General features: G+C 73.4%; 19 protein-coding genes and 1 other RNA gene. 8 read left to right on the top strand and 12 right to left on the bottom strand.

Going from position 1 to position 20,634, the window contains the following annotated elements; translation table 11 throughout:
* Positions 1 to 2: 2 nt before the first annotated feature.
* The 3 genes from BLU82_RS17460 to BLU82_RS34225 all read right to left on the bottom strand — a co-directional run bounded on the left by BLU82_RS17460 (position 3) and on the right by BLU82_RS34225 (position 1,399).
* Positions 3 to 278 (bottom strand): hypothetical protein, encoded by a 276-nt coding sequence (locus BLU82_RS17460; protein ID WP_092622418.1) that lies wholly within the window; start codon positions 276 to 278, stop codon positions 3 to 5.
* Entirely contained in the window at positions 275 to 829 is a 555-nt protein-coding gene (locus tag BLU82_RS17455) for a hypothetical protein (RefSeq protein WP_092622417.1), read from the bottom strand. The genes BLU82_RS17460 and BLU82_RS17455 overlap by 4 nt, the downstream gene beginning before the upstream one ends.
* A 288-nt stretch (positions 830 to 1,117) precedes the next feature.
* A complete protein-coding gene (locus BLU82_RS34225) occupies positions 1,118 to 1,399 on the bottom strand; it encodes a hypothetical protein (protein ID WP_157741078.1) in 282 nt (93 codons plus the stop codon).
* A 187-nt stretch (positions 1,400 to 1,586) separates the two neighbouring features.
* Between BLU82_RS34225 and BLU82_RS17445 the strand changes: the two genes are divergently transcribed.
* Genes BLU82_RS17445 through BLU82_RS17435 form a run of 3 tightly spaced genes read left to right on the top strand, consistent with a single transcriptional unit; the run spans position 1,587 to position 4,244 of the window.
* Entirely contained in the window at positions 1,587 to 2,447 is an 861-nt protein-coding gene (locus tag BLU82_RS17445; RefSeq protein ID WP_197682282.1) for a Nif3-like dinuclear metal center hexameric protein, read from the top strand.
* Between the two features lie 13 nt (positions 2,448 to 2,460).
* Complete coding sequence (locus BLU82_RS17440) at positions 2,461 to 3,180, top strand: zinc ribbon domain-containing protein (RefSeq protein ID WP_231947526.1); 720 nt, start codon at positions 2,461 to 2,463, stop codon at positions 3,178 to 3,180.
* Positions 3,177 to 4,244: a histidine phosphatase family protein gene (locus tag BLU82_RS17435; RefSeq protein ID WP_092622415.1), complete on the top strand. Its 1,068-nt coding sequence runs from the start codon at positions 3,177 to 3,179 to the stop codon at positions 4,242 to 4,244. Before BLU82_RS17440 ends, BLU82_RS17435 begins: the two co-directional genes overlap by 4 nt.
* Here the strand turns inward: BLU82_RS17435 and BLU82_RS17430 are convergent, their stop codons facing one another.
* From BLU82_RS17430 to yaaA, 3 genes are all read right to left on the bottom strand, one after another.
* Complete coding sequence (locus tag BLU82_RS17430) at positions 4,245 to 5,378, bottom strand: ImmA/IrrE family metallo-endopeptidase (protein ID WP_092622414.1); 1,134 nt, start codon at positions 5,376 to 5,378, stop codon at positions 4,245 to 4,247.
* Positions 5,375 to 6,121: a hypothetical protein gene (locus tag BLU82_RS17425; protein ID WP_092622413.1), complete on the bottom strand. Its 747-nt coding sequence runs from the start codon at positions 6,119 to 6,121 to the stop codon at positions 5,375 to 5,377. The genes BLU82_RS17430 and BLU82_RS17425 overlap by 4 nt, the downstream gene beginning before the upstream one ends.
* Before the next feature lie 97 nt (positions 6,122 to 6,218).
* Complete coding sequence (gene yaaA / locus BLU82_RS17420) at positions 6,219 to 7,016, bottom strand: peroxide stress protein YaaA (RefSeq protein WP_092622412.1); 798 nt, start codon at positions 7,014 to 7,016, stop codon at positions 6,219 to 6,221.
* A 134-nt stretch (positions 7,017 to 7,150) separates the two neighbouring features.
* On the opposite strand from yaaA, the gene BLU82_RS17415 reads away from it, so the two are divergent.
* The 3 genes from BLU82_RS17415 (at position 7,151) to BLU82_RS17405 (ending at position 13,541) form a co-directional block, all read left to right on the top strand.
* A complete protein-coding gene (locus BLU82_RS17415; protein ID WP_092622411.1) occupies positions 7,151 to 9,112 on the top strand; it encodes a M64 family metallopeptidase in 1,962 nt (653 codons plus the stop codon).
* A 583-nt stretch (positions 9,113 to 9,695) separates the two neighbouring features.
* Positions 9,696 to 10,520 (top strand): methyltransferase domain-containing protein, encoded by an 825-nt coding sequence (locus BLU82_RS17410; protein WP_092622410.1) that lies wholly within the window; start codon positions 9,696 to 9,698, stop codon positions 10,518 to 10,520.
* Positions 10,521 to 10,538: 18 nt separating this feature from the next.
* Positions 10,539 to 13,541, top strand: coding sequence for a glycine--tRNA ligase (locus BLU82_RS17405; RefSeq protein ID WP_092625947.1), 3,003 nt, complete (start codon positions 10,539 to 10,541; stop codon positions 13,539 to 13,541).
* Between the two features lie 289 nt (positions 13,542 to 13,830).
* Here BLU82_RS17405 and BLU82_RS17400 read toward each other — a convergent pair whose 3' ends face one another.
* Positions 13,831 to 15,060, bottom strand: coding sequence for an IS256 family transposase (locus BLU82_RS17400; RefSeq protein ID WP_092616377.1), 1,230 nt, complete (start codon positions 15,058 to 15,060; stop codon positions 13,831 to 13,833).
* Between the two features lie 438 nt (positions 15,061 to 15,498).
* Positions 15,499 to 16,278, bottom strand: coding sequence for an MBL fold metallo-hydrolase (locus tag BLU82_RS17395; RefSeq protein WP_157741076.1), 780 nt, complete (start codon positions 16,276 to 16,278; stop codon positions 15,499 to 15,501).
* Between the two features lie 131 nt (positions 16,279 to 16,409).
* Between BLU82_RS17395 and BLU82_RS17390 the strand changes: the two genes are divergently transcribed.
* A complete protein-coding gene (locus tag BLU82_RS17390; RefSeq protein WP_092622408.1) occupies positions 16,410 to 17,471 on the top strand; it encodes an iron-siderophore ABC transporter substrate-binding protein in 1,062 nt (353 codons plus the stop codon).
* Between the two features lie 130 nt (positions 17,472 to 17,601).
* On the opposite strand, the gene BLU82_RS17385 is transcribed toward BLU82_RS17390, so the two are convergent.
* Positions 17,602 to 18,234, bottom strand: coding sequence for a bifunctional 2-polyprenyl-6-hydroxyphenol methylase/3-demethylubiquinol 3-O-methyltransferase UbiG (locus tag BLU82_RS17385; protein WP_092622407.1), 633 nt, complete (start codon positions 18,232 to 18,234; stop codon positions 17,602 to 17,604).
* Positions 18,235 to 18,404: 170 nt separating this feature from the next.
* Between BLU82_RS17385 and BLU82_RS17380 the strand changes: the two genes are divergently transcribed.
* Positions 18,405 to 19,049 carry a hypothetical protein gene (locus BLU82_RS17380; RefSeq protein ID WP_092622406.1) on the top strand — a complete coding sequence of 215 codons (645 nt, stop codon included), beginning with the start codon at positions 18,405 to 18,407 and terminating at the stop codon, positions 19,047 to 19,049.
* Between the two features lie 49 nt (positions 19,050 to 19,098).
* Here BLU82_RS17380 and BLU82_RS17375 read toward each other — a convergent pair whose 3' ends face one another.
* The 3 genes from BLU82_RS17375 to ppgK all read right to left on the bottom strand — a co-directional run bounded on the left by BLU82_RS17375 (position 19,099) and on the right by ppgK (position 20,600).
* Positions 19,099 to 19,380 carry a hypothetical protein gene (locus BLU82_RS17375; protein ID WP_092622405.1) on the bottom strand — a complete coding sequence of 94 codons (282 nt, stop codon included), beginning with the start codon at positions 19,378 to 19,380 and terminating at the stop codon, positions 19,099 to 19,101.
* Between the two features lie 68 nt (positions 19,381 to 19,448).
* Positions 19,449 to 19,822, bottom strand: an RNA gene (gene rnpB / locus BLU82_RS17370) — RNase P RNA component class A.
* 22 nt (positions 19,823 to 19,844) lie between these two features.
* Positions 19,845 to 20,600: a polyphosphate--glucose phosphotransferase gene (gene ppgK / locus BLU82_RS17365; RefSeq protein ID WP_092622404.1), complete on the bottom strand. Its 756-nt coding sequence runs from the start codon at positions 20,598 to 20,600 to the stop codon at positions 19,845 to 19,847.
* Positions 20,601 to 20,634 lie beyond the last annotated feature (34 nt).

Here is a 20,634-nt window from a genome sequence, read left to right as displayed (position 1 = left end):
GGTCAGCGGGCGGCTCGGGTGGCGGCCTCGAGGAGCGCCTGCCCGACCGCCTCGGCCTCGTCGGGCTGCAGCGTGACCGTGGTCGGCGCGGACCAGCGGGTGGTGGCGGTCAGCTCGACGTGCAGAGGTCCGTCGTCGGTCTGGACGACGTTGATGCCGACGAGCCAGGTGCGGTGCCAGGCGATCAGGGACATGACGTACTGGCGGTGGGTGCGGTGTTCGCCGGCCTCGTTGCACCATTTGAGGACGCATTCCTGCGGTGGCGTGGTGGTGGTCATCGCGGTAGCTCGCTCTCGTGGGTGAAGAAGTGGCGGACGTGCTCGAGCTCGGCCTTGACGGTGCCGAGCTGGTCGACGGCCTGCTGGTAGCCGGCCAGGTGCTGCTCGGCGGTCTCGACGGCGCCGGCGGCGCGGTCGAGCAGCTGGTGGCCGGTCTCGGCGACCAGCATGCGTCCGGCGCGCCAGTCGACCTTGCCGCGGTAGCCGAGCACGAGCCCGCCGAGGCGTGCGGCGAGGGCGTCGAGGCGTTGCATGATCTGCTCGTCGGACAGCCCGGGCAGGTACCGCTCGCGGGCGTCGGCGAGCACCGCGGGCGTCCACCCCGCGCGCTGGGCGGTGTCGGCGACCTCGCGCAGCTGCCGGGCGAGGTCGCGGGCCTCGGACGGGGTGAGGGAGACATCGGCGCGCTGGCCGGAGTCTTCGGGCTCGAGGTGGATGTCGATGGTCGGGCCCTCGGAGTCGTGCCAGGCGACGATCTCGCCGACCTCGTCGCTGATGAAGGCGGACCGCACGATGACGTCGCGACGGTCCGCGGCTGGTGTGGTGGCCACGGTTCCTCCAATGGAGTCGCTCGGAAGCTGACTGGGGGCCGGGGGAACCGTCGTGGCCAACGGGATGGGGACGGCGCCGCCCAGCAGCCGGACCCACTGGGCAGGGGTCGGCATGAAGATGCGCGTTGGTCGCCGTGCCGTCCCACTCTGAGCGGCCGGTACGAGACAGTCCGGCCTGGATGCCGCGCCTCGTGCTCGATAGCCCTACCAGCCCTCTGGGGAGGGGTGGGGTGCTATGGGAATGATCTTAGGTGGTGGTGGGAGGGGGTTGTCAAACGGGCGTTCGACTCATGTGGACAACGGGTCCAACTCGTCGGCGAGCGTCGTCAGGGTGGCGGCCAGCTCGCGTGCCTGGGCGGCCGTGAACCGCGGCGGCCGGCCGGGATGGGTGCGGGCCAGCGCCACCACGACGCCCGCCCCGCGGCCGACCCCCGCGCCGTCGACCCCCGCGCCGTCGCCGCCCGCGCCGTCCACCCCCGCGCCGGCAGCCTCGGACGGCACACGACCGACGGCGCCCTCGAGCCAGGCCGCGCCCCCGCCGGGAAGCTCGTGCAGGCCGCCGAGGCACACGCCGCTGGGGTCGTGCTCGACGCACCAGGGGTGGCCGTCGGCGGGGTGTCGCGTGCTGATGGGACGAGCCTCCTCGTGCGTGCCGTGCCCCCTTGGGAGAGAGCGTCACACCGGGGTCGTGGCGCCGTCAACCGGAGATCGGGTCCGCTTCGACGGCGGCCCGGCGGTGATCGATAGGGTCTGGTCCGTGGTCCGTCTCGCCGCTGTCGTCGCCGCCCTCGAGCGGCTGTATCCGCCGGAGCTCGCCGAGTCGTGGGACGCGGTCGGGCTGGTGTGCGGCGACCCCGACGCGCGGGTGCGGCGCGTCCTGTTCGCCGTCGACCCCGTCGCCGCCGTCGTCGACGAGGCGCTGGAGTGGCGGGCCGACCTCGTCGTCACGCACCATCCGCTGTTCCTGCGCCCGGTGCACGGCGTGCCGGCCACGACGCCGAAGGGGCGGCTGGTGCACCGGCTCATCACCGGCGGCGTCGCCCTGCACACCGCGCACACCAACGCCGACCGCGCCGCGCCGGGCGTGAACGACGCCCTCGCGGCGGCGCTCGGCCTGCACGACACCCGCCCGCTGGTCCCCGCCGACGACGGCGACCCCGCGCGCGGCCTGGGCCGCGTCGGCCGGCTGCCGCGGCCGGAGCCGCTGTCGGCGTTCGTCCGGCGGGTCGCCGCGGCGCTCCCGGCGACGGCGGCCGGCGTGCGGGCCATGGGCGACCCCGACGCCGTCGTCGCGACGGTCGCGGTGTGCGGCGGCGCGGGCGACTCCCTGCTCGGCGCCGTCCGCGCCACGGGGGCCGACGCGTACGTGACGGCCGACCTGCGCCACCACCCGTCGTCCGAGGCGGGCGAGGCCGGCGGCCCGGCGCTCGTCGACGTCGCGCACTGGGCCAGCGAGTGGCCGTGGCTGCCCGACGCCGCGGCACTGCTGACGGCGGAGTTGTCGGGCGCAGGCGCTACGGTGGAGACTCGCGTCTCGACCACTCCGACCGATCCCTGGACACTGCATCGAATCGCCCGGGAATCCGGCGCCGACGAAGGAGCTCACGCTGAACGCTGACCCCGCCGTCCAGTTGCGGCTGCTCGACGTCCAGGCGGTCGACCAGCGGCTCGACCAGCTGGCCCATCGCCGCAGGACGCTGCCCGAGGCGGCCGAGCTCGAGACCCTCGCCGCCGAGCACAGCCGGCTGCGCGACGCCGAGGTCGTCGCCGGCACCGCGGTCGCCGACCTCGAGCGCGAGCAGAAGCGCGCCGACGCCGAGGTCGAGCAGGTCCGCTCGCGCAAGGACCGCGACCAGAAGCGGCTCGACGCCGGCCAGGTGTCGTCGGCGAAGGAGCTCGAGAGCCTGCAGAGCGAGATCGCGTCGCTCAACCGCCGCCAGGGCGTGCTCGAGGACGCCGAGATCGAGATCATGGAGCGGCTCGAGGAGGCGCAGAACGCGGCCGCCGCGCTGGCCGCCGAGCGCGAGAGCGTCGGCAAGAAGGCGCAGGAGGTCCAGGCCGCCCGCGACGCCGCGTGGGCGCAGCTCGACCACGACGCCGCCGCCGGGCGCGACGAACGTCAGACGCTCGCCGCCGGCATCACCGACGACCTCCTGGCGCTGTACGAGAAGATCCGCGCCGACCGCGGCGGCATCGGCGCGGCCGCGTTGCGCCAGCGCCGCTGCGAGGGCTGCATGATCCAGCTCGACGCCGCCGAGCTGGGCCGCATCCGCGGGCTCGCCCCCGACGTCGTGGTCCGGCACGAGGAGTGCCGGCGCATCCTGGTCCGCACGCCCGAGTCGGGGCTGTGACGCGGCAGCTCGTCGTCGAGGCCGACGGCGGGTCGCGGGGCAACCCGGGGCCCGCCGCCTACGGCGCCGTCGTCCGCGACGCCGCCACCGGTGAGGTGCTGGCGGAGGTGGCCGAGACCATCGGCATCGCCACGAACAACGTCGCCGAGTACCGCGGGCTGCTGGCCGGGCTGCGCGCCGCCCACGGCATCGACCCCGACGCGGCGGTGGCCGCTCGGCTCGACTCCAAGCTCGTCGTCGAGCAGCTGTCCGGCCGCTGGCAGATCAAGAACGCCGAGCTGGGCTCGCTGGCCGCCGAGGCCGGCGTCGTCTTCCCGCCCGGACGCGTCACCTACACCTGGGTGCCGCGGGCCGAGAACGCACACGCCGACCGCCTGGTGAACCTCGCCCTCGACGGCAAGCCGGTGCCGGGCCCCGCGCCCGTCGTCAAGCTGACCGCGTGGAGTCCCGACCTCGGGCCGCCCACCACCCTGTACGTCGTCCGGCACGGCCAGACGTCGCTGACGGCGGCGCGCCGGTTCAGCGGCGGCGGCGTGCCCGGCCCCAGTCTCGACGACACCGGCCGCGAGCAGGCGGCCCGCGCGGCCGAGCTGCTCGGCGGCAGCGGCGCCGTCGCCGTCGTCACCTCGCCGATGGTGCGCACCCGCGAGACCGCCGCCGTCATCGGCCGCCGTCTCGGGGTCGCACCGGTCGTCGACGGCGAGTGGCGCGAGGCCGACTTCGGCGAGTGGGAGGGCCTGACGCTGGCCGAGATCGGCGAACGGCACCCGGACGCGCTGTCGAACTGGTTCGGCGCGACCACGGCGTCGCCGCCGGGCGGCGAGTCGCTCGACGACGTCACACTGCGGGTCGGCGCCGCCCGCGACGCCCTGCTCGCCGCCTACCCGGGCCAGCCGGTCGTCGTCGTCACGCACTCCATCCCCATGCGCACGCTCACGCGGCTGGCGCTGGGCGCGCCGCCCGAGTCGCTGTTCCGGCTGCTGCCGTCGCCGGGCTCGGTCACGGAGCTGCAGTACTACGCCGACGGCAGCACCGCCGTGCCGTCGTTCGGCCACCGTCCCTGATCAGCGCGGCTCGGTCGGCAGCGACACCCTGGGCCTGGTCTCGCTGCCGGCGGCGACGATCTCCTCGATCTGCCGCACCGGGAGCCGGCTGGCCGCGGCGAGGTCGCCCGCGGACGTCCCGGCCTGGGCCAGCAATTCCATCGCCGCGCCGAGCAGGTAGGGCGACTCGGGCGGGCCGAGCGGGCCGGGCTCCGGGTACCCGACGGCGGCGAGGTGCTGGTTCGCCCGGCGGTACGCGTGCTCGCCCCACAGACCGAGCCGGTGCGCGCGGTAGACCAGCGCCGCGAGGCTGAGCCCCCACGTCGTCTTGGCCTGGGCGAGCACGTCCCAGTCGACCTTGCGGGGGAGGTCCGGCTCCAGCTGCTCGGACGGCGCGAGGAACTCTGAGGCGAAGGTGTCGGCCTGCCGCTCGACGATCTTCGAGCCGGGGTCGACGTCCTGGTGCAGGACGAGGTGGGCGAGCTCGTGCGCGGCGTCGAAGCGGCTGCGGGCGCGGTCGTCCTTGGCGGGCGACAGCAGGACGAGCGGCCGGTGGCCGGCCTCGGTGGAGAACGCGTCGACCCGGTGGTCGACCTCGCGCGGCAGCCGCAGGACGACGATGCCGTGCGCCTCGAGCAGCCTGACCATGTGCGGGATCGGGCCCGGGCCGACGCCCAGCCTCGCCCGGGTCTCGGCGGCCAGCCGGGGGAGCTGCCCGGGCCCGGGTTCGGCGTCGAGCGGCTCGGCGAGCGCCGGGACCGCCGGGAGGTCGACGTACTGCTCGACGAGGTCGACGACGACGAGGGAGATCTCGGCGAAGGCGAGGGCCTGCTCGCGGGAGATCGCCGGGGTGGCGCGCAGCGAGCGGAAGTGCGCCGCGCTGGCGGGGACGGGCTCGACCGAGCGACCCTGCCGGAAGAAGTCGACCGGCATCCCCAGCGCGAGGGCGAGCTCGGCCACGACCGCGTTGGTGGGACGCGCCGTCCCGCGCTCGAACTGGGTGATGGCGGCCGCGCTGACGCTGGTCCGGTCCGCGAGCGTGCTGCGCAGCAGGCGCTGCAGCCGCCGGGCGAGCGCGAGCCGCCGGCCGTCGAAGTCGACGACCGTGCCGCTGGCCCGGCGCCGGCGTGCGCGCAGCGTGGGCTCGGAGGTCACGCCGTCCGGCCCGCCCGGACCGCGGGCTTGAGCGCGATGGCCGGCACCGGAGCGGGCCGGTCGCCGAACGCCGGCCGGTCGCCGGTCGCGAGCCGGTCGCCGCGGCCGGTGTGCTCGGACCCGGCCGCCTCGTCCCACCACAGCGGCGTCACCGCGAGCCAGCGGCTGGCCGTCGTCGTCGGCAGGCCCAGCCAGCCGGCGGTGAGCCCCGACGGGAGGTCGGCGCCCCAGGCGAGGAACACGTCGCGGCAGCCCAGGACGGCCGTGGCCGCGTCGGGCTGGTCGACCTCGAACAGCGGCGCCATGAACGGGTCACGGGCGGCGGGCCCGTACGCCGCACGGTTGCGCGCGGCCGCGGCCTGGCGCATCTCGCCGTCGCGCCAGTCGAAGTCGGCGACGAAGTCGGGGTGACGGCCCGCGGTCGACCGCGTCTTGACCAGCCGGAGCTCCAGGCCGCCGACGTGCAGGACGGTCGTCCCGTACTCGCGACCGGCGTGCGCCCCCGTCGCCCGCCACCGCGCGTCGTCGCGCACGTACGCGTAGACCCGGTTCGCCAGGTTCCTGGTGGACGTCACGCCCAGGGTGAAGGAGTCGTCGAAGAGCTCGTCGGGCTCGTACCGCGCCCGGTTGGCCCGCCAGACGTCGGTGATCGCCTCACGGACGAGGTCGACCAGGCCGTTGCGGCGCAGTTCGGCGCCGATCGACTCGAGGCGGTGCGTCGCATGGGGGTCCCAGGTGGCCATGCGCCGAGTCAAGCAGGGCCGGCCGGCCGCCCGGCGCAGGCGCGCCGATGCAGTGGGAACGCGTCTCGATTGCGCGGAAATCAAGTGGGGCCGAGGTCTAGGACGTCGGCACCTCGGTCACCACGACGTCGACGGTGGCCGGACGGCCGGGGCCCGGCGGCGGGGTCGACTCTGCCGTCCAGCCCAGCCGCGTCAGGACCTTCACCAGCCGGGCCGGGGTGGCGACGTTGGCGCCGTCGTGCAGCAGCCGGCGCACGATGCGGCCCTTCGTGGCCTTGTTGTGGTGGCTGACGACAGTGCGGCGGCCGTCGTGCTCGTGCAGGACCCGGACGACGACGGTGCGCGCGGCGAGCTCGGCGGGCGGGCGCCAGAACCCGGCGTACGTGCTGGAACGCAGGTCGACGATCAGCTCGTCGCCGGCCGCGGCGGGCAGGCTCTTGCCCAGCGGGCGGCGCCAGAACGCGGCCAGCGGGCCGACGCCGGGGAGGCTCACGCCGCCGCCCAGCCGGTACGCCGGGATCACGTCCGACGGCCGCAGCAGTCCCCACAGACCGCTGGTGATCAGCACCGACGCGTCGGCCCGGCGGGCCGTGCCGCCACGCAGCGTGCGCAGGCCGAGCGCGTCGTACAGGACGCCGGAGTACACCTCGCGGGCCGGCGCGGCCGGCGCCTGCGGCAGGACGGCGTTGCGCTCGACGTCCGCGGCCTGCGTCGGGCCGAGGCCGAGCGCCGTCGCCGCGGCCTCCGGAGCCGTGCGGCAGAGCCGGACCAGCGCGGCCAGCAGGTCGACGCGGTCGCCGGTCAGTTCCGGGAACGACAACGCGTCGAGATCGACGGCGGCGGCGCCGTCTCGCGGCGCGGTCTTGCCCTCCGACGGCGGCAGCAGGATCAGCACTCCGGCAGCGTAACCGGCGAGTTCCGTCAGACGACGGACGACCGTCGCGCAACGTCCGTCATCTGCTCGGTGAGCTTTGGATCCATCCTGGCTAGCGTCCTCGCGGGGGATCGACGAGCGAGGGGTGACAGGCGATGGTGAAACGGAAGTTCGCGGCCGCGGTGGGAGCGGCCGGGCTGTTGGGCGCGTTGCTGACCGGCGCGGTGCCGTCGGCCGCGGCGTCGGACGAGGTCGGGTCGGCGACGGTGGTACCGTTGCAGGTGACGGGCGACCCGGAGGACCGCCTGAACCTCATCATCCTGGGCGACGGCTACACCGCCGAGGAGATGCAGCAGTTCCGCGACGACGTCGACAAGCACCTGAACGTGCAGTGGAGCATCGAGCCGTTCCGCAGCTACCGCGACTACTTCAACGTGTACATGATCGAGATCGTGTCGGGGGAGTCCGGCATCAGCTGCGACCCCGACGACGGCAACGTCCGCCGCGACACGCCGCTGAAGCTGCAGTACGCCGGCACCTGCCCGGCCGGCGCGAACGCCCGCGGCGTCACGTTCGGCGCCGGCGGCCAGCAGGCGCTGGAGCAGTACGTGTCGATGATCCCGGGCGTCACGGCGCAGAACCGGCAGACGCTCACCATCGCCAACACCAGCACGTACGGCGGAATCGGCGGCCGCAACGCCACCACGACCGGGCAGGCGCCGCAGGGCCCGCTGGTCAGCCCGCACGAGCTGGGCCACTCGCTGGGCAACCTGCAGGACGAGTACCCGTACAGCGCCCGCAACGTGCCCGGCGCGCCGTACACCGGCGGCGAGCCGTCGTCGATCCACCACACGATCATGACCGAGCAGCAGATGCTGGACCAGCAGGCCAAGTGGTACCGCTGGCTGGGCGAGGAGTCGCTGTCCGGCGGCGTCATCGGCCGGTACGAGAGCGGCCAGACGCGTGCGTCGGGCATCTGGCGGCCCAGCGAGCACTCGATCATGCGCTGGATCGGCTACCACTTCGACCAGATCGGCCGCGAGCGGATGATCGAGAAGATCTCCGGCCGCCGCGACGTCGCCCAGCTGGCGCTGGAGTCGACCCCGACCGACGAGCCGGTGTTCCCCGAGGACGTCATCTGGGTCGAGACGATGCACCCGCTCTACCACGAGCTGACCGTCACCTGGTCGGTCAACGGCGCCGTCGTCGAGGACACCGGCAACAGCCGCAACTTCGACCTCGAGGCGCACGGCGTGGGCGTCGGCGACACCGTCTCCGTCACCGTCTCCGACGACACCGCGGACGTCCGCGACCCGGCCGTCGCGGACGGCGGCTCGCTCACCCAGACCCGCGAGTGGACGATCGTCGAGGAGCCGCCCGCCCCGACCGACGTCGAGTTCACGTCCTCGACCGACACCACCCGCCCCGTCGGCGGCCAGGACGTCGTCTACGTCGAGACCACCCACCCGCGCGACCGCGTCCTCGACGTCACGTGGCGGCTGAACGGCTCGGTGGTGCCGAACCCGGACAACCTGCGCAACCTCGACCTCGGGGCGCTGGGGCTGGCGTCCGGCACCTACGAGCTGACGGCGACGGTGACGGACCCGGAGGTGCCCGGCGCGCCGACCGACACCCGCACCTGGACCGTCGACAACGTCGCCCCGTCGGTGACCTTCGAGCTGTCCGATCCGGTCTCCGTCGTGCCCGGCACCCGGGTCCGCCCGCCGCACTACGTGTTCCGCGAGTGGTTCGAGATGGGCCTCGCCGCCACCGACGACCAGGACGGCTACGTCGTCATCGAGTTCCAGCTCGACGGCGACGGCTGGTTCAACTACCACGGCTGGCCGGACGCGCCCGAGGGCACGCCGTACCGGTTCACCCCGGCCGGCACCGTCATCAAGGAGATCGCGTACGGCAACCTCGGCAGCGGTGGTGTCACCAAGGCGCCGTTCGAGCAGTCCTACCCGGACTTCGAGCCCGGCTACGGCCGCCACGAGATCCAGTACCGGGCCATCGACGCCGCCGGCAACATCAGCACGCCGAAGACCTTCACCGTGACGGTCACCGACACGAACGGTGCGGTGGAGCTGCCGCCGGGCGCGATCGTGCCTGACTGAGTAGCTGGCCGAGCGCTCGGCCGAGGTCTGGCCGCGTGTTCGCCTGCAAGCCCGGGCGGGCGCCCCTGACGTGCGGGGCGCCCGCCCGTTTCAACCTTCGGCGTCGAGGATGGCGCCCGCCCCAACGCGACAGCGGGGGAGGGGCGGGCGCGCCGCCCGCGGGCCGCCCGCGGCGGCGGGCATCCAGCGGACAGTCGGGCCGGCGGGGCGTCCAGCGGACAGGCGCGTCGGTGGGGCGTCCAGCGGGGATGCGTGCGGTGCCGGAACGCGTGGGCGGTGCCGGAACATGCGTGCGGAGCCGGGGCGGGCGTGCAGTGGGCGTGATGCGCCGCGCGCCGTGGTAGGTATGACCCTCCCCGTTCGGGTGGGTGGCCCACCCTACGGGCGGGCACCGACAACGTCGCCGCGCCGAACGTTCATCCCCCCGCCGCACCCCGCCCGCCGAAGCCCCGCCCCCGCCGAACCCGTCCATCGCGCCGGGCCCCGCCCGCCGCGCCGGAACGTGCCCTCCGTGCGCCGCGCCCGGCCGTCCATCGTGCGAACACGGCTGACAGCGGCGGCCGGACCTTCTTACGGTGGCGGCATGGCGACGTACACGCACGGCCACCACGAGAGCGTCCTGTGCTCGCACACCTGGCGCACGGTCGCCAACTCCGCGGCGTACCTCCGCGACCACCTGCGACCCGGGCTGGACGTGCTGGACGTGGGGTGCGGGCCGGGGACGATCACGGTGGAGCTGGCGGGGCTGGTGGCGCCCGGCCGGGTGGTCGGGGTGGACGCGTCGGACGAGGTCATCGAGCGGGCGGCGGCCCAGGAGGGCGCCGCCGCGGTCGAGTTCCGCACCGCCGACGCCGCCGCGCTGCCGTTCGACGACGCGAGCTTCGACGTCGTCCACGCGCACCAGTTGTTGCAGCACGTGGCCGACCCGGTCGCCGTCCTGCGCCAGCTGGCCCGCACGACGCGGCCCGGCGGCATCGTGGCGGCGCGCGACTCCGACTATGCCGGCATGTTCTGGTACCCGCGGCTGCCCGGCCTGTCCGAGTGGCTGGAGCTGTACCGCACGCTGGCACTCGGCAACGGCGGCGAGCCCGACGCGGGCCGGCGGCTGCTCGCGTGGGCGCACGAGGCCGGGCTGACCGACGTCACGGCGACGGCGAGCGTCTGGTGCTTCAGCACGCCCGAGGACCGCGCGTGGTGGGGCGGCCTGTGGGCCGACCGTGTCACGTCGTCGGCGTTCGCGGACCAGGCCGTCGCCCGCGGCCTGGCGACGACGGCGGATCTCGGGCGGCTGGCCGCGGCGTGGCGCGAGTGGGCCGGTCACGACGACGGCTGGTTCGTCGTTCCGCACGGCGAAATCCTGGCGCGGGTCATCGGGTTCGAGTTCGTGCCATCGGCCTCGCACCACTAGGCTTTCCCGGTGCTCACGATGCAGGACGCGCTGCTGGCGCTGACGAAGTACTGGACCGACCGTGGCTGCCTCATGGTGCAGCCGTTCAACACCGAGGTCGGTGCCGGAACGATGAACCCCGCCACCATCCTCCGGGTGCTGGGTCCGGAGCCCTGGCACGTCGCGTACGTCGAGCCCAGTGTCCGGCCCGACGACGCCCGGTACGGCGAGAACCCGAACCGCCTGCAGACGCACACCCAGTTCCAGGTCATCCTCAAGCCCGACCCGGGCGACCCGCAGGAGATCTACCTCGCCAGCCTCGAGGCGCTGGGCATCGACATCCACGCCCACGACATCCGCTTCGTCGAGGACAACTGGGCCTCGCCCGCCCTCGGCGCGTGGGGGCTGGGCTGGGAGGTCTGGCTCGACGGCCTCGAGATCACCCAGTTCACCTACTTCCAGCAGGCCGGCGGGCAGACCCTCGACCCCGTGTCGGTCGAGATCACCTACGGCATCGAGCGCATCATCATGGCGCTGCAGGGCGTCAGCCACTTCAAGGACATCGAGTACGCGCCCGGCATCTCCTACGGCGAGGCGTTCGGCCAGGCCGAGTACGAGATGTCGCGCTACTACCTCGACGACGCCGACATCGAGGCCAACCGCGCGCTGTTCGACACCTACGCGGCCGAGGCCGAGCGGATGATCGCCGAGCGGCTGCCGGTCCCGGCGCACGTCTACGTGCTCAAGTGCTCGCACACCTTCAACGTGCTCGACGCACGCGGCGCCATCAGCACGACGGAGCGGGCGAAGGCGTTCGCGCGCATGCGCGGCCTGGCCCGCGAGGTGTCGTCGCTGTGGACGGCCCGCCGCGAGGAGCTCGGCCACCCGCTGGGCCTGGTGTCCCGTCCGGGTCGCGACGACGACGACGTCGAGCCGCTGCTGCCCGACCTCCCGCAGGCCGACCTCGCCGGCCCGGCGCCGCTGCTGTTCGAGATCGGCACCGAGGAGATGCCGCCGCACGAGGTCACCAACACGGTGGCCGCGGTGCGCGAGGCGGTCGCGGCGAAGCTCGGCGCCACGCGGTTGGGTCACGGCGACGTCGACGTCGTCGGCACGCCGCGGCGCATCGTCGTCGAGGTCGCCGCCGTCGAGCCGCGCGAGCCCGACGCCGACCGCACCGTCCGCGGCCCCCGGGTCGAGGCCGCCTACGACGCCGACGGCAACCCGACGAAGGCGCTGCTCGGCTTCGCCCGCGGCCAGAACGTCGACGTCTCCGAGCTGTCCACGGCCGACTTCGGCGGCAACCAGCACGTCGTCGTCCGCGTCGTCGACACCGGCCGCGGCGCGGTCGAGGTGCTGTCGTCGCTGCTCGCCGACGTTGTGCAGGAGCTGCGCTCGGAGAAGAACATGCGGTGGAGCGACCCCGCGCTGTCCTTCACCCGGCCCATCCGCTGGCTCACCGCGCTGCTCGGCGACGCCGTCGTCCCGGTGCGGGTGTCGGCGCTGGTCAGCGGGCGTTCCACCCGGGTGCACCGCACGGCGGCCGAGCCCGTCGTCGCGGTGCCGTCGGCCGCCGGTTACCTCGAGTTCCTGGCCGGGCACGGCATCGTCGCCGACCCCGCGGTCCGCCGCGCCGCCGTCGTCGACGCCGCGTCCGCGCTGGCCGCGACCGTCGGCGGCGTCGTCGACACCGCGGCCGAGGCCGGGCTGATCGACGAGATCACCAACCTGGTCGAAGAGCCCAACGCGCTGCTCGGCGGGTTCGACACCCGGTACCTCGAGCTGCCCGAGCAGATCCTCACCACCGTCATGCGCAAGCACCAGCGCTACCTGCCGGTCCGGTCCGGCGACGGCGCGCTGCTGCCGCACTTCGTCGCGGTCGCCAACGGCGCGTGCGACGCCGACGCGGTGCGGGCGGGCAACGAGGCGGTGCTGCGGGCCCGGTACGAGGACGCCGCGTTCTTCTGGCGGGCCGACCTCGAGGTGCCGCTCGACCAGTTCAAGGCCGGCCTCACCAAGCTGACGTTCGAAGAGAAGCTGGGCTCGATGGCCGAGCGGGCCGCCCGCATCGAGACCATCGCCGCCGACCTCGCCAAGGGCGTCGAGCTGTCCTCCGACGACGCCGAGGCGCTGGAGCGGGCCGCCGCGCTGGCCAAGTTCGACCTGTCGTCGCAGATGGTGGTCGAGCTGTCCAGCCTGGCCGGCGTCATGGCCCGCGAGTACGCCGTCCGCGCGGGCGAGACCCCGGCCGTCGGGCAGGCGCTGTTCGAGATGGAGCTGCCGCGGTCGACGGCCGATGCGCTGCCGTCGTCGACGCCGGGCGCCGTCCTCGCGCTGGCCGACCGGTTCGACCTGCTCATGGCGATGTTCGCGCTCGGCGCCAAGCCGACCGGCAGCTCCGACCCGTTCGGGCTGCGCCGCGCCGCACTCGGCGTCGTGCGCATTCTGCGCGAGACGCCTGCTCTCTCCGGTGTGACGGTCGACGGCGGCCTGGCGGTCGCGGCCGACCGGCTGCGCACTCAGGGCATCGAGGTCTCCGACGCGGCGGTGGCGGCGGCGCGCGAGTTCGTGGTCGCCCGGTTCGCCCAGCAGCTGCGCGACGAGGAGGTCCCGGCCGACTTCGTCACCGCTGTCCTGCCCGGCGCCGACGCTCCCGGCCAGGCGGTGGCGACGCTGTCGGCGCTGCGCTCGCGCGAGGGTGACTCGTCGTTCCGCGCCCTGGTGGCGGCGTTGCAGCGGATCAACCGCATCGTCCCGGCCGGCACCGAGGCGTCCTACGACCCGGCCGTGCTGACCGAGGCGGCCGAACAACGCCTCGTCGAGGCCGTCTCGGCTCTGGGCGACCGGTCCGGCCGCCCGGTCGCCGAGTTCGCCGACGCCGCCGGCGCGCTGGTCGACCCGGTCAACGCGTTCTTCGACGACATCCTCGTCATGGCCGAGGACCCCGCGGTCCGCTCGTCCCGGCTGGGCCTGCTGGCGACCGTCAGCGCCCACAGCCCCCGCACCGTCGACTGGGCCGCGCTCGACACCGCGCTCGGCTGACGTTCGGATTGACGTCGGCGCTGATGTCCGGGCGGGGCACCGGGTTCGGCTGACGTCGCGCGGACCACTGGGCGGCGCGTCGGGCTCGGCGTCGGCGTCGGCGGACGTTGTCGGTGCCCGCCCGTAGGGTGGGCACCCTCCCTAGAGGGGCGGGTCATACCTACCACGCGAACTCGCGCCGCGGTGGCAGCGGGCCGGCCGCCGGCATCGTTCGTGGTCGCGCGGCGTTGGGTGACGTCCCGCTGAGAGGTGGAGTTCTTCGACCACTGTGCGGGGTCAGTGGGTTAGATCATGCCGTCATGAGTTCGGGTTTGGCCACCTCCTTGGTGGTGGGTGTGGTGAGTAGCGCCATGGAGGCTTCGGAGAGGTAGCGGCGTTCGGCGGCGACCTGCCATTCATCGTGGGCCTCCACCAGGACAGCGCCGGCCAGGCGGAGCAGGGCGGCGGGGTTGGGGAACACTCCGACGACGTCGGTGCGGCGTTTGACCTCCTTGTTCAGCCGTTCCAGCGGGTTGGTCGACCAGATCTTCTTCCAGTGACTGATCGGGAACGCCGCGAACGCGAGGAGATCGTTACTGGCGTCGCGCAGCATCTGTTCGACCTTGGGTAGTTGCCGGCCGAGCATGGTGGCGATGACGTCGAACTGCTCGTGCACGTGCTCGGCGTCGGGCTGGGCGAAGATGGTGCGGATCGCCGCGGCCACCATCTCGGCGTTGCCCTTGGGGACCTGGGCGAGCACGTTGCGTAGGAAGTGCACCCGGCAGCGCTGCCAGGCCGCCCCGAGCAGCACCGAGGCGATGGCGTGCTTGAGGCCGGTGTGGGCGTCGGAGATGACCAGCTGGACACCGCCCAGCCCGCGGGCCTTCAACGAGCGCAGGAACGCGGTCCAGAACGCGCCGTCCTCGCTGTCACCGACGTCGAATCCGAGCACCTCGCGGCGCCCGTCGGCGGTGACGCCGGTGGCGATGACCACCGCCTGGGACACCACGCGGCGGTTCACCCGAGCCTTGCAGTAGGTGGCGTCGAGGAACACGTACGGATAGGCCTGATCGGCCAGCGACCGGTCCCGGAAGCTGGAGACCTCGGCGTCGAGGTCGGCGCAGATCCGCGACACCTCCGACTTGGAGATCCCGCTGTCCGCGCCCAGCGCCTTGACCAGGTCGTCGACCTTGCGGGTCGACACCCCGTGCAGGTAGGCCTCCATGATCACGGCGAACAACGCCTGGTCGACTCGGCGGCGCCGCTCCAACAGGGAGGGGAAGAACGACCCGGTGCGCAACTTGGGAATGCGCAACTCCAGATCCCCGGCCGTGGTCGACAGGGTCCGCGGTCGCGAGCCGTTGCGGTGCGCGGTCCGATCCGCGCTGCGTTCCCACGGACCGGCGCCGATCACCGCCGTCGCCTCGGCCTCGATCAACGCCTGATACATCGCCTGCGCCGCGGTGCGAACCCGATCGTCCACGTCAGCGGCCCGCATCGCCTCGAGCACCTCAAGTAGGGCAGCATGGTCCAAGGCCATCGTGCGTTCGTGTCCTCTCGTGAGATCCCTAGTCAGGTCTCACTGACCGTCGCACGATGGCCGCCCTACGCCACCGTCGACACGACGACGCTCAAGCGGGCCGGGAACTCCACCACGCCAAGGGACGTCACCCGGCGTTGGGCTCGGGTGGCGTCTGTGGGTGCTGAGCTTGGGTGATTTCTGCGGCGCCGGGCTCGGGTAGCGTCCGCCGGGCCGGTTCGGGTGGCGTCCGCGGCGCAAGGCTCGGCGTCGGCGTTCGGCGGACGTTGTCGGTGCCCGCCCGTAGGGTGGGCCCCACCCGGGCCGGGAGGGTCATGCCTACCATGCGTTCATGCGGCGCGCTGGCACCACTGGCTGTCAGCCGGCGCACCGCCGCCCGTGACATGCGAGGCACCGGCGCCGCCCGTGATCACGCGCGGCAGGCGGGACCGCGCACGTTCAAGCGCGCCGCTCAACGGCAGCGCGCTGAGCACGGTGATCGCGGACCAGCCAGTCCTGCGTGAGCCGCGGGTCGTCGTCACCGCGGCCGGAGGCGAGGTCGGTCAGGTAGCGGCGGTCGGCGGCCAGGCGGCGGCGCAGCTCGGCACGGTCGCCGACGTGGCCGTGGCCGGGCACGACGAAGCGAACGTCGGGGGCCAGCGCGTCGAGCAGGTCGAGCGCGTGGTGGTAGTCGCCGAGCGGGTCGGCGGCATCGAGGTCCAGCAGCGGCACCTCCAGGTCCGAGCACAGATCGCCGGCCACCAGCACGCCGTCGGCGAGCAGCGCGGCGTGTCCCGCCGCGTGCGCCCGGTGCTCGACGACATCCACCCGCGGCCCTTGCCACGGGACGACGCCCGGCCCGCCGGATGGGAGCGGCGTGAGCTGGGCGAACAGCTCGCCGTCCGTCCCGGGCGCGTCCACCTCGGCGAGCGCAAGGCCGCGGTCCCGCCCGGCCGCCGCGGCGACGACGCAGGCGGCGGTCGCGAACCGGGGCACACCGGCGCCGAGCGAGCGGCTCCACAGCACGTGATCCCAGTGCGGGTGTGTCGCGAACCCGGCGGCGACGTGCAGCCGGCGGGCAGCGAGGCCGGCGGCGAGGTCGTCCAGCTCGGCCGGCGTGACCCCCGGGTCGACGACGAGGCAGCTGCCGTCGTCGCCGGTGACGACCGTGGTCGTGCTGGTGCAGAACTCGTGCGTGGCGACGAGGACGTTCCGGGTCACCGCGACGAGGCCGGTCATGCGCCGACGGTAGCGGGTCGCCGCGGCGAGCCCGGCCACGCGCCGACGGCACGCGTCGACGGCACGCGCCGACGACACCCCCGAGGGGCCGCCTGCGACCCGCTCGATAAGGCCAGCCTATCCTTGCCCTCATGTCGCTTCGTGTCGCGGGCCGCCGGCTCGCCGTCGTCCTGACCGTTCCGCTCCTGCTCCTCGCCGCCTGCGGTGGTGACGACGACGGCGACGGCGGCACGAACGCCGCCGACGGCACCGCCGCGACAGATGAGCCGGACGCCGGATCCGGGGAGTTCCCCGCCTCCGTCGACCACCGCTACGGCACGACCGAGCTGACCGAGGCGCCGGAGCGCGTGGTCACGCTCGGCTTCAGCGACCAGGACGCCGTGCTGGCCTTCGGCGTCGCACCGATCGCCGTCACCGACTGGTACGGCGACCACCCGCACGCCACCTGGCCGTGGGCGCAGGACGAACTGGGCGACGCCGAGCCTGTGGTGCTCAACGAGGGTGCCTTCACCGGCATGCAGGACTTCGACTACGAGACCCTCGCCGAGCTGGAGCCCGACCTCATCATCGGCCTCTACACCGGCATGACGCAGGAGGAGTACGACACACTCTCGGTCATCGCGCCGACCGTCGCGTCGTCGCCGGACTACCCCGAGTACGGCATGCCGTGGCAGGAGACGACCCGCATGGTCGGCCAGATCCTCGGCCAGGGCGACCGCGCGGAGGAGCTGATCGCCGAGGTCGACCAGCAGTTCGCCGACGCCGCCGCGGCCAACCCCGCCTTCGCGGGCGTCGAGATGGCCGTCGCCGAGCTGTTCGAGCCCGGCTCGTCGTTCGTCCGCAGCGCCACCGACCCGCGCACCGTCTTCATGACGCAGCTCGGCTTCGTGCTGCCGGACGACCTCGCCGCGCTGGCCGGCGACCTCGACGGCGCGCCCGTCAGCGACGAGCTGATGACGCAGCTCGACCGCGACCTGCTGGTCTGGAACATCGGCCACGAGCCGGGACTGCGTGAGCAGGTCGAGGCCAAGCCGCTCTACGACCAGCTCGGGGTGGTGCAGGACGGCCGGGTGCTGTTCATCGAGGACCCGCTGGTGTCCGGCGCGCTGACGTGGTCGACGGTGCTCAGCCTGCCCTACGCGCTGGAGCAGCTGGTGCCGCAGCTGGCTGAGACGGTGAGTGGCGGAGCCTGAACGCGCTGGGCGGAGTCCCACGCGTGGAAGGCGATCGCGTCGCGACCGTCGGGCGCGGTGACGAGGGAGTTGTGGCCGGGTCCGAGCAGGCGGCCGGGCATGGTCGACAGCAGCGGCGGCCAGCCGTCCGTCAGCGCGGCCGGGTGGCCCAGAACAGCTCGTGCCCGCCGTCGCCCTCGGGGACGAACTCCTGCCGCTCGACGGTGAGCCCGGCGGCCGTCAGCCACTTCCGGTACGTCGCGGCGTCGGCCTGACTCCACCACATCGTCGTGCCGCCGCCGAGCCAGTCGTCGTCGCTGCCGGTGAGGGCGTCGTGGCCGGTCGTGGCGAGGAACAGGCCGCCCGGGCGCAGCCAGCCGGCGATGCGTTCCAGCAGTGGCGGCTGCTCGGCCAGCGGGACGTGGATCAGCGCGTACAGGCACACCACGGTGTCGAAGCTCCGCGCCGCGAACTCGACGGCCGTCGCGTCGGCGGTGTGGAACGTCGCGCCCGGCACCAGCGCGCGGGCGCGGGCGATCTGCACGTCGCTGAGGTCGACGCCGGTGACCGCGAACCCGGCGGCGGTGAGGTCGCGAGCCACCGGGATGCCGTTGCCGCAACCGAGGTCCAGGACGTCCGCTCCGGCGGGCAGGCGGCCGGTCAGCTCGGCGGCCCACGTCCGATACGTCTCCGGGTCGGCGTCGTCGGCGCGGTAGCGATGCGAGAGGACGTCGTAGCCGCGGCGGACGATCTCTTTCGGGTCGGTGTCAGGCTGTTCGGTCACGATGGGTCATGCTACGTCGTCGATCTTCATGAGAATTGCGGCGATTCAGCCGAAAGTGCTTCCGGCGCCGCCATGATCGCGCTACCGTCCGGGGCTTTGGTGGGCCGTACCTACGGCCTATGTATCCATTCCGAAGGGGGGCGACCTTGCGAAAGGTCACCATAGCGATCATGGCGGGACTGGCCCTGCTGCTCGGGGCCACGGCTCCGGCCTGGGCCGACACGAAGGACGCGGCCGACTGCGCCGCCTACGTCAACAACGACTGGTGTGAGCCGACGTCCGACGAGAACTACAACTGCGACGACATTCCCGAGGCGGACAAGCCGGTACAGCTGGTCGAGATCGGCGTCGATCCGTTCGGTCTGGACGGCACCGACAACAACGGCTGGGGCTGCGGCGATGCGCCCGTCGAGGAACCGCCGGCCGAGGAGCCGCCCGCGGAGGATCCGGGTGCGTGCGCCCATTACGCCGACTCCGCGGCCTGGTGCGACGACGCCGTCGAGGACTACGACTGCCCGGACATCGACGATGCCCACAAGCCGATCGAGCTGTTCGACGCCGAGTTGGACCCGTTCCACCTGGACCGGGACTCCGACGCGCTCGGTTGCGAGGTCGGTGAGGACGACGCCGGCAGCACCGACGACGGCGCACCCGACGACGGTGGCGCGGTCGGCGCCGACGGCGGCAGCGTCGGCGGGGGAGAGGCGCTGCCGAACACCGGCTCCGGCGACCTGGGGCCGTACTGGCTCGTGGCTCTCGCCTTCCTGGCCGCCGGTGCGCTGCTGATGATCCGCCGGACGGCGGCTCAGCGGTAGCCACGACGGGTGGTCCGGCGCAGCCACGGCGGCGCCGGACCACCTGCCGTCAGAGCCGGCCGAGGTTGTCGCGCAGCCAGTCGCCGCACTCGCGCGTGAACCCGACCCACGACGCGGGCGCCCCCGTCACGTCGATGACCAGCAGCTCGTCGTCGGGGTTCATGTGCAGCCACAGGGAGTCGCGGACCTGGGTGATGCTCATCCTGGTCTCGACCAGCCACGTCGAGTCGAGACAGTGCCAGTACGCCCCGAACCCTTCCAGCGCGTCGAGCAGGTGGTCGTAGCTGTGTCCCGGCGTGTTCGCGTCGAAGCTGACCAGCATCATCGCCATGTCCAGCGGCCCTCCACAACGATCGGCGGCGAAGCGGCGCACGCTAGCGGGAGGGTCGGACAGAACGGGGGACGAGCCGGCCTGTAAGCCGGATTCTGTGGTTCCCGGCGGACCGGGACCGGCGACCATCCATCTACGGCCACCGTTGCCGATGGCCTCCAGCGATCTACCCGGGAGCTCGGGCGGGCCGCCCTCGAACGCTCCCTGTCTGACCTTGCTCCGGGTGGGGTTTACCGAGCCGCCCCAGTCACCTGGGGCGCTGGTGGTCTCTTACACCACCGTTTCACCCTTACCGCCCGCGCGAACGCGGGAGGCGGTCTGCTTTCTGTGGCACTGTCCCGCGGGTCACCCCGGGTGGGCGTTACCCACCACCCTGCCCTGTGGAGTCCGGACTTTCCTCGGCGGGACCTGACGGCCCCGACGCGGCCGCCCGGCCGGCTCGTCCTCCGCGACCAGGATACCGCTCACGCTGTGCGTTCGGCGGCCAGGAGCGCCGCGCCGATGATGCCGCCGTCGTTGCGCAGCCCAGCGGGGACGATCGGGGTGGAGAGGTCGAGGAGGGGCAGGAACTTGTCGGCCTTCTTGCTGACGCCGCCGCCGACGACGAAGAGGTCGGGGGAGAAGATGAACTCGAGGTGGGAGTAGAAGTGCTGGAGCCGCTCGGCCCAGTGCTCCCACGACAGGTCCTTCTCCTCGCGCACCGACGCGGCGGCGTACTTCTCGGCCTCGTGGTGGTGCTGCAGGTAGAGGTGGCCGAACTCGGTGTTCGGCAGCAGCCTGCCGTCGTGCAGGACGGCGCTGCCGATGCCGGTGCCGAGGGTGGTGACGATGACGACGCCGTCGACGTCGGCGGCGGCGCCGAAGCGGTCCTCGGCGACCCCGGCGGCGTCGGCGTCGTTGACGATGGTGACGGACTGCCCGGTGCGCTGCGACAGTTCCTTCTCGAGGTCGACCCCGAGCCACGACTTGTCGACGTTGGCGGCGGAGTGGATGACGCCGCGTTTCACGATGCCGGGGAACGTGCAGCCGAACGGCCCGTCCCACTCGAACCGCTGGAGCACCTCGAGGACCACCGCGATGACGTTGTCGGGGGTGGACTGCTCGGGGGTGTCGATGCGGACGCGCTCGGCGGCGAACTCGCCCTGGCCGAGGTCGACCGGTGCGCCCTTGATGCCGCTGCCGCCGATATCGATGCCGAAGCCCTGCGTCGTCGAGGTCACGTCATCAAGCTTCGCCGATGAACGCGATCGGGGC

Source organism: Jiangella sp. DSM 45060 (genome assembly GCF_900105175.1).
Lineage (GTDB): Bacteria > Actinomycetota > Actinomycetes > Jiangellales > Jiangellaceae > Jiangella.
The sequence above is the reverse complement of the archived record's forward strand: the minus strand, read 5'-3'. Positions and strand labels throughout refer to the sequence as shown.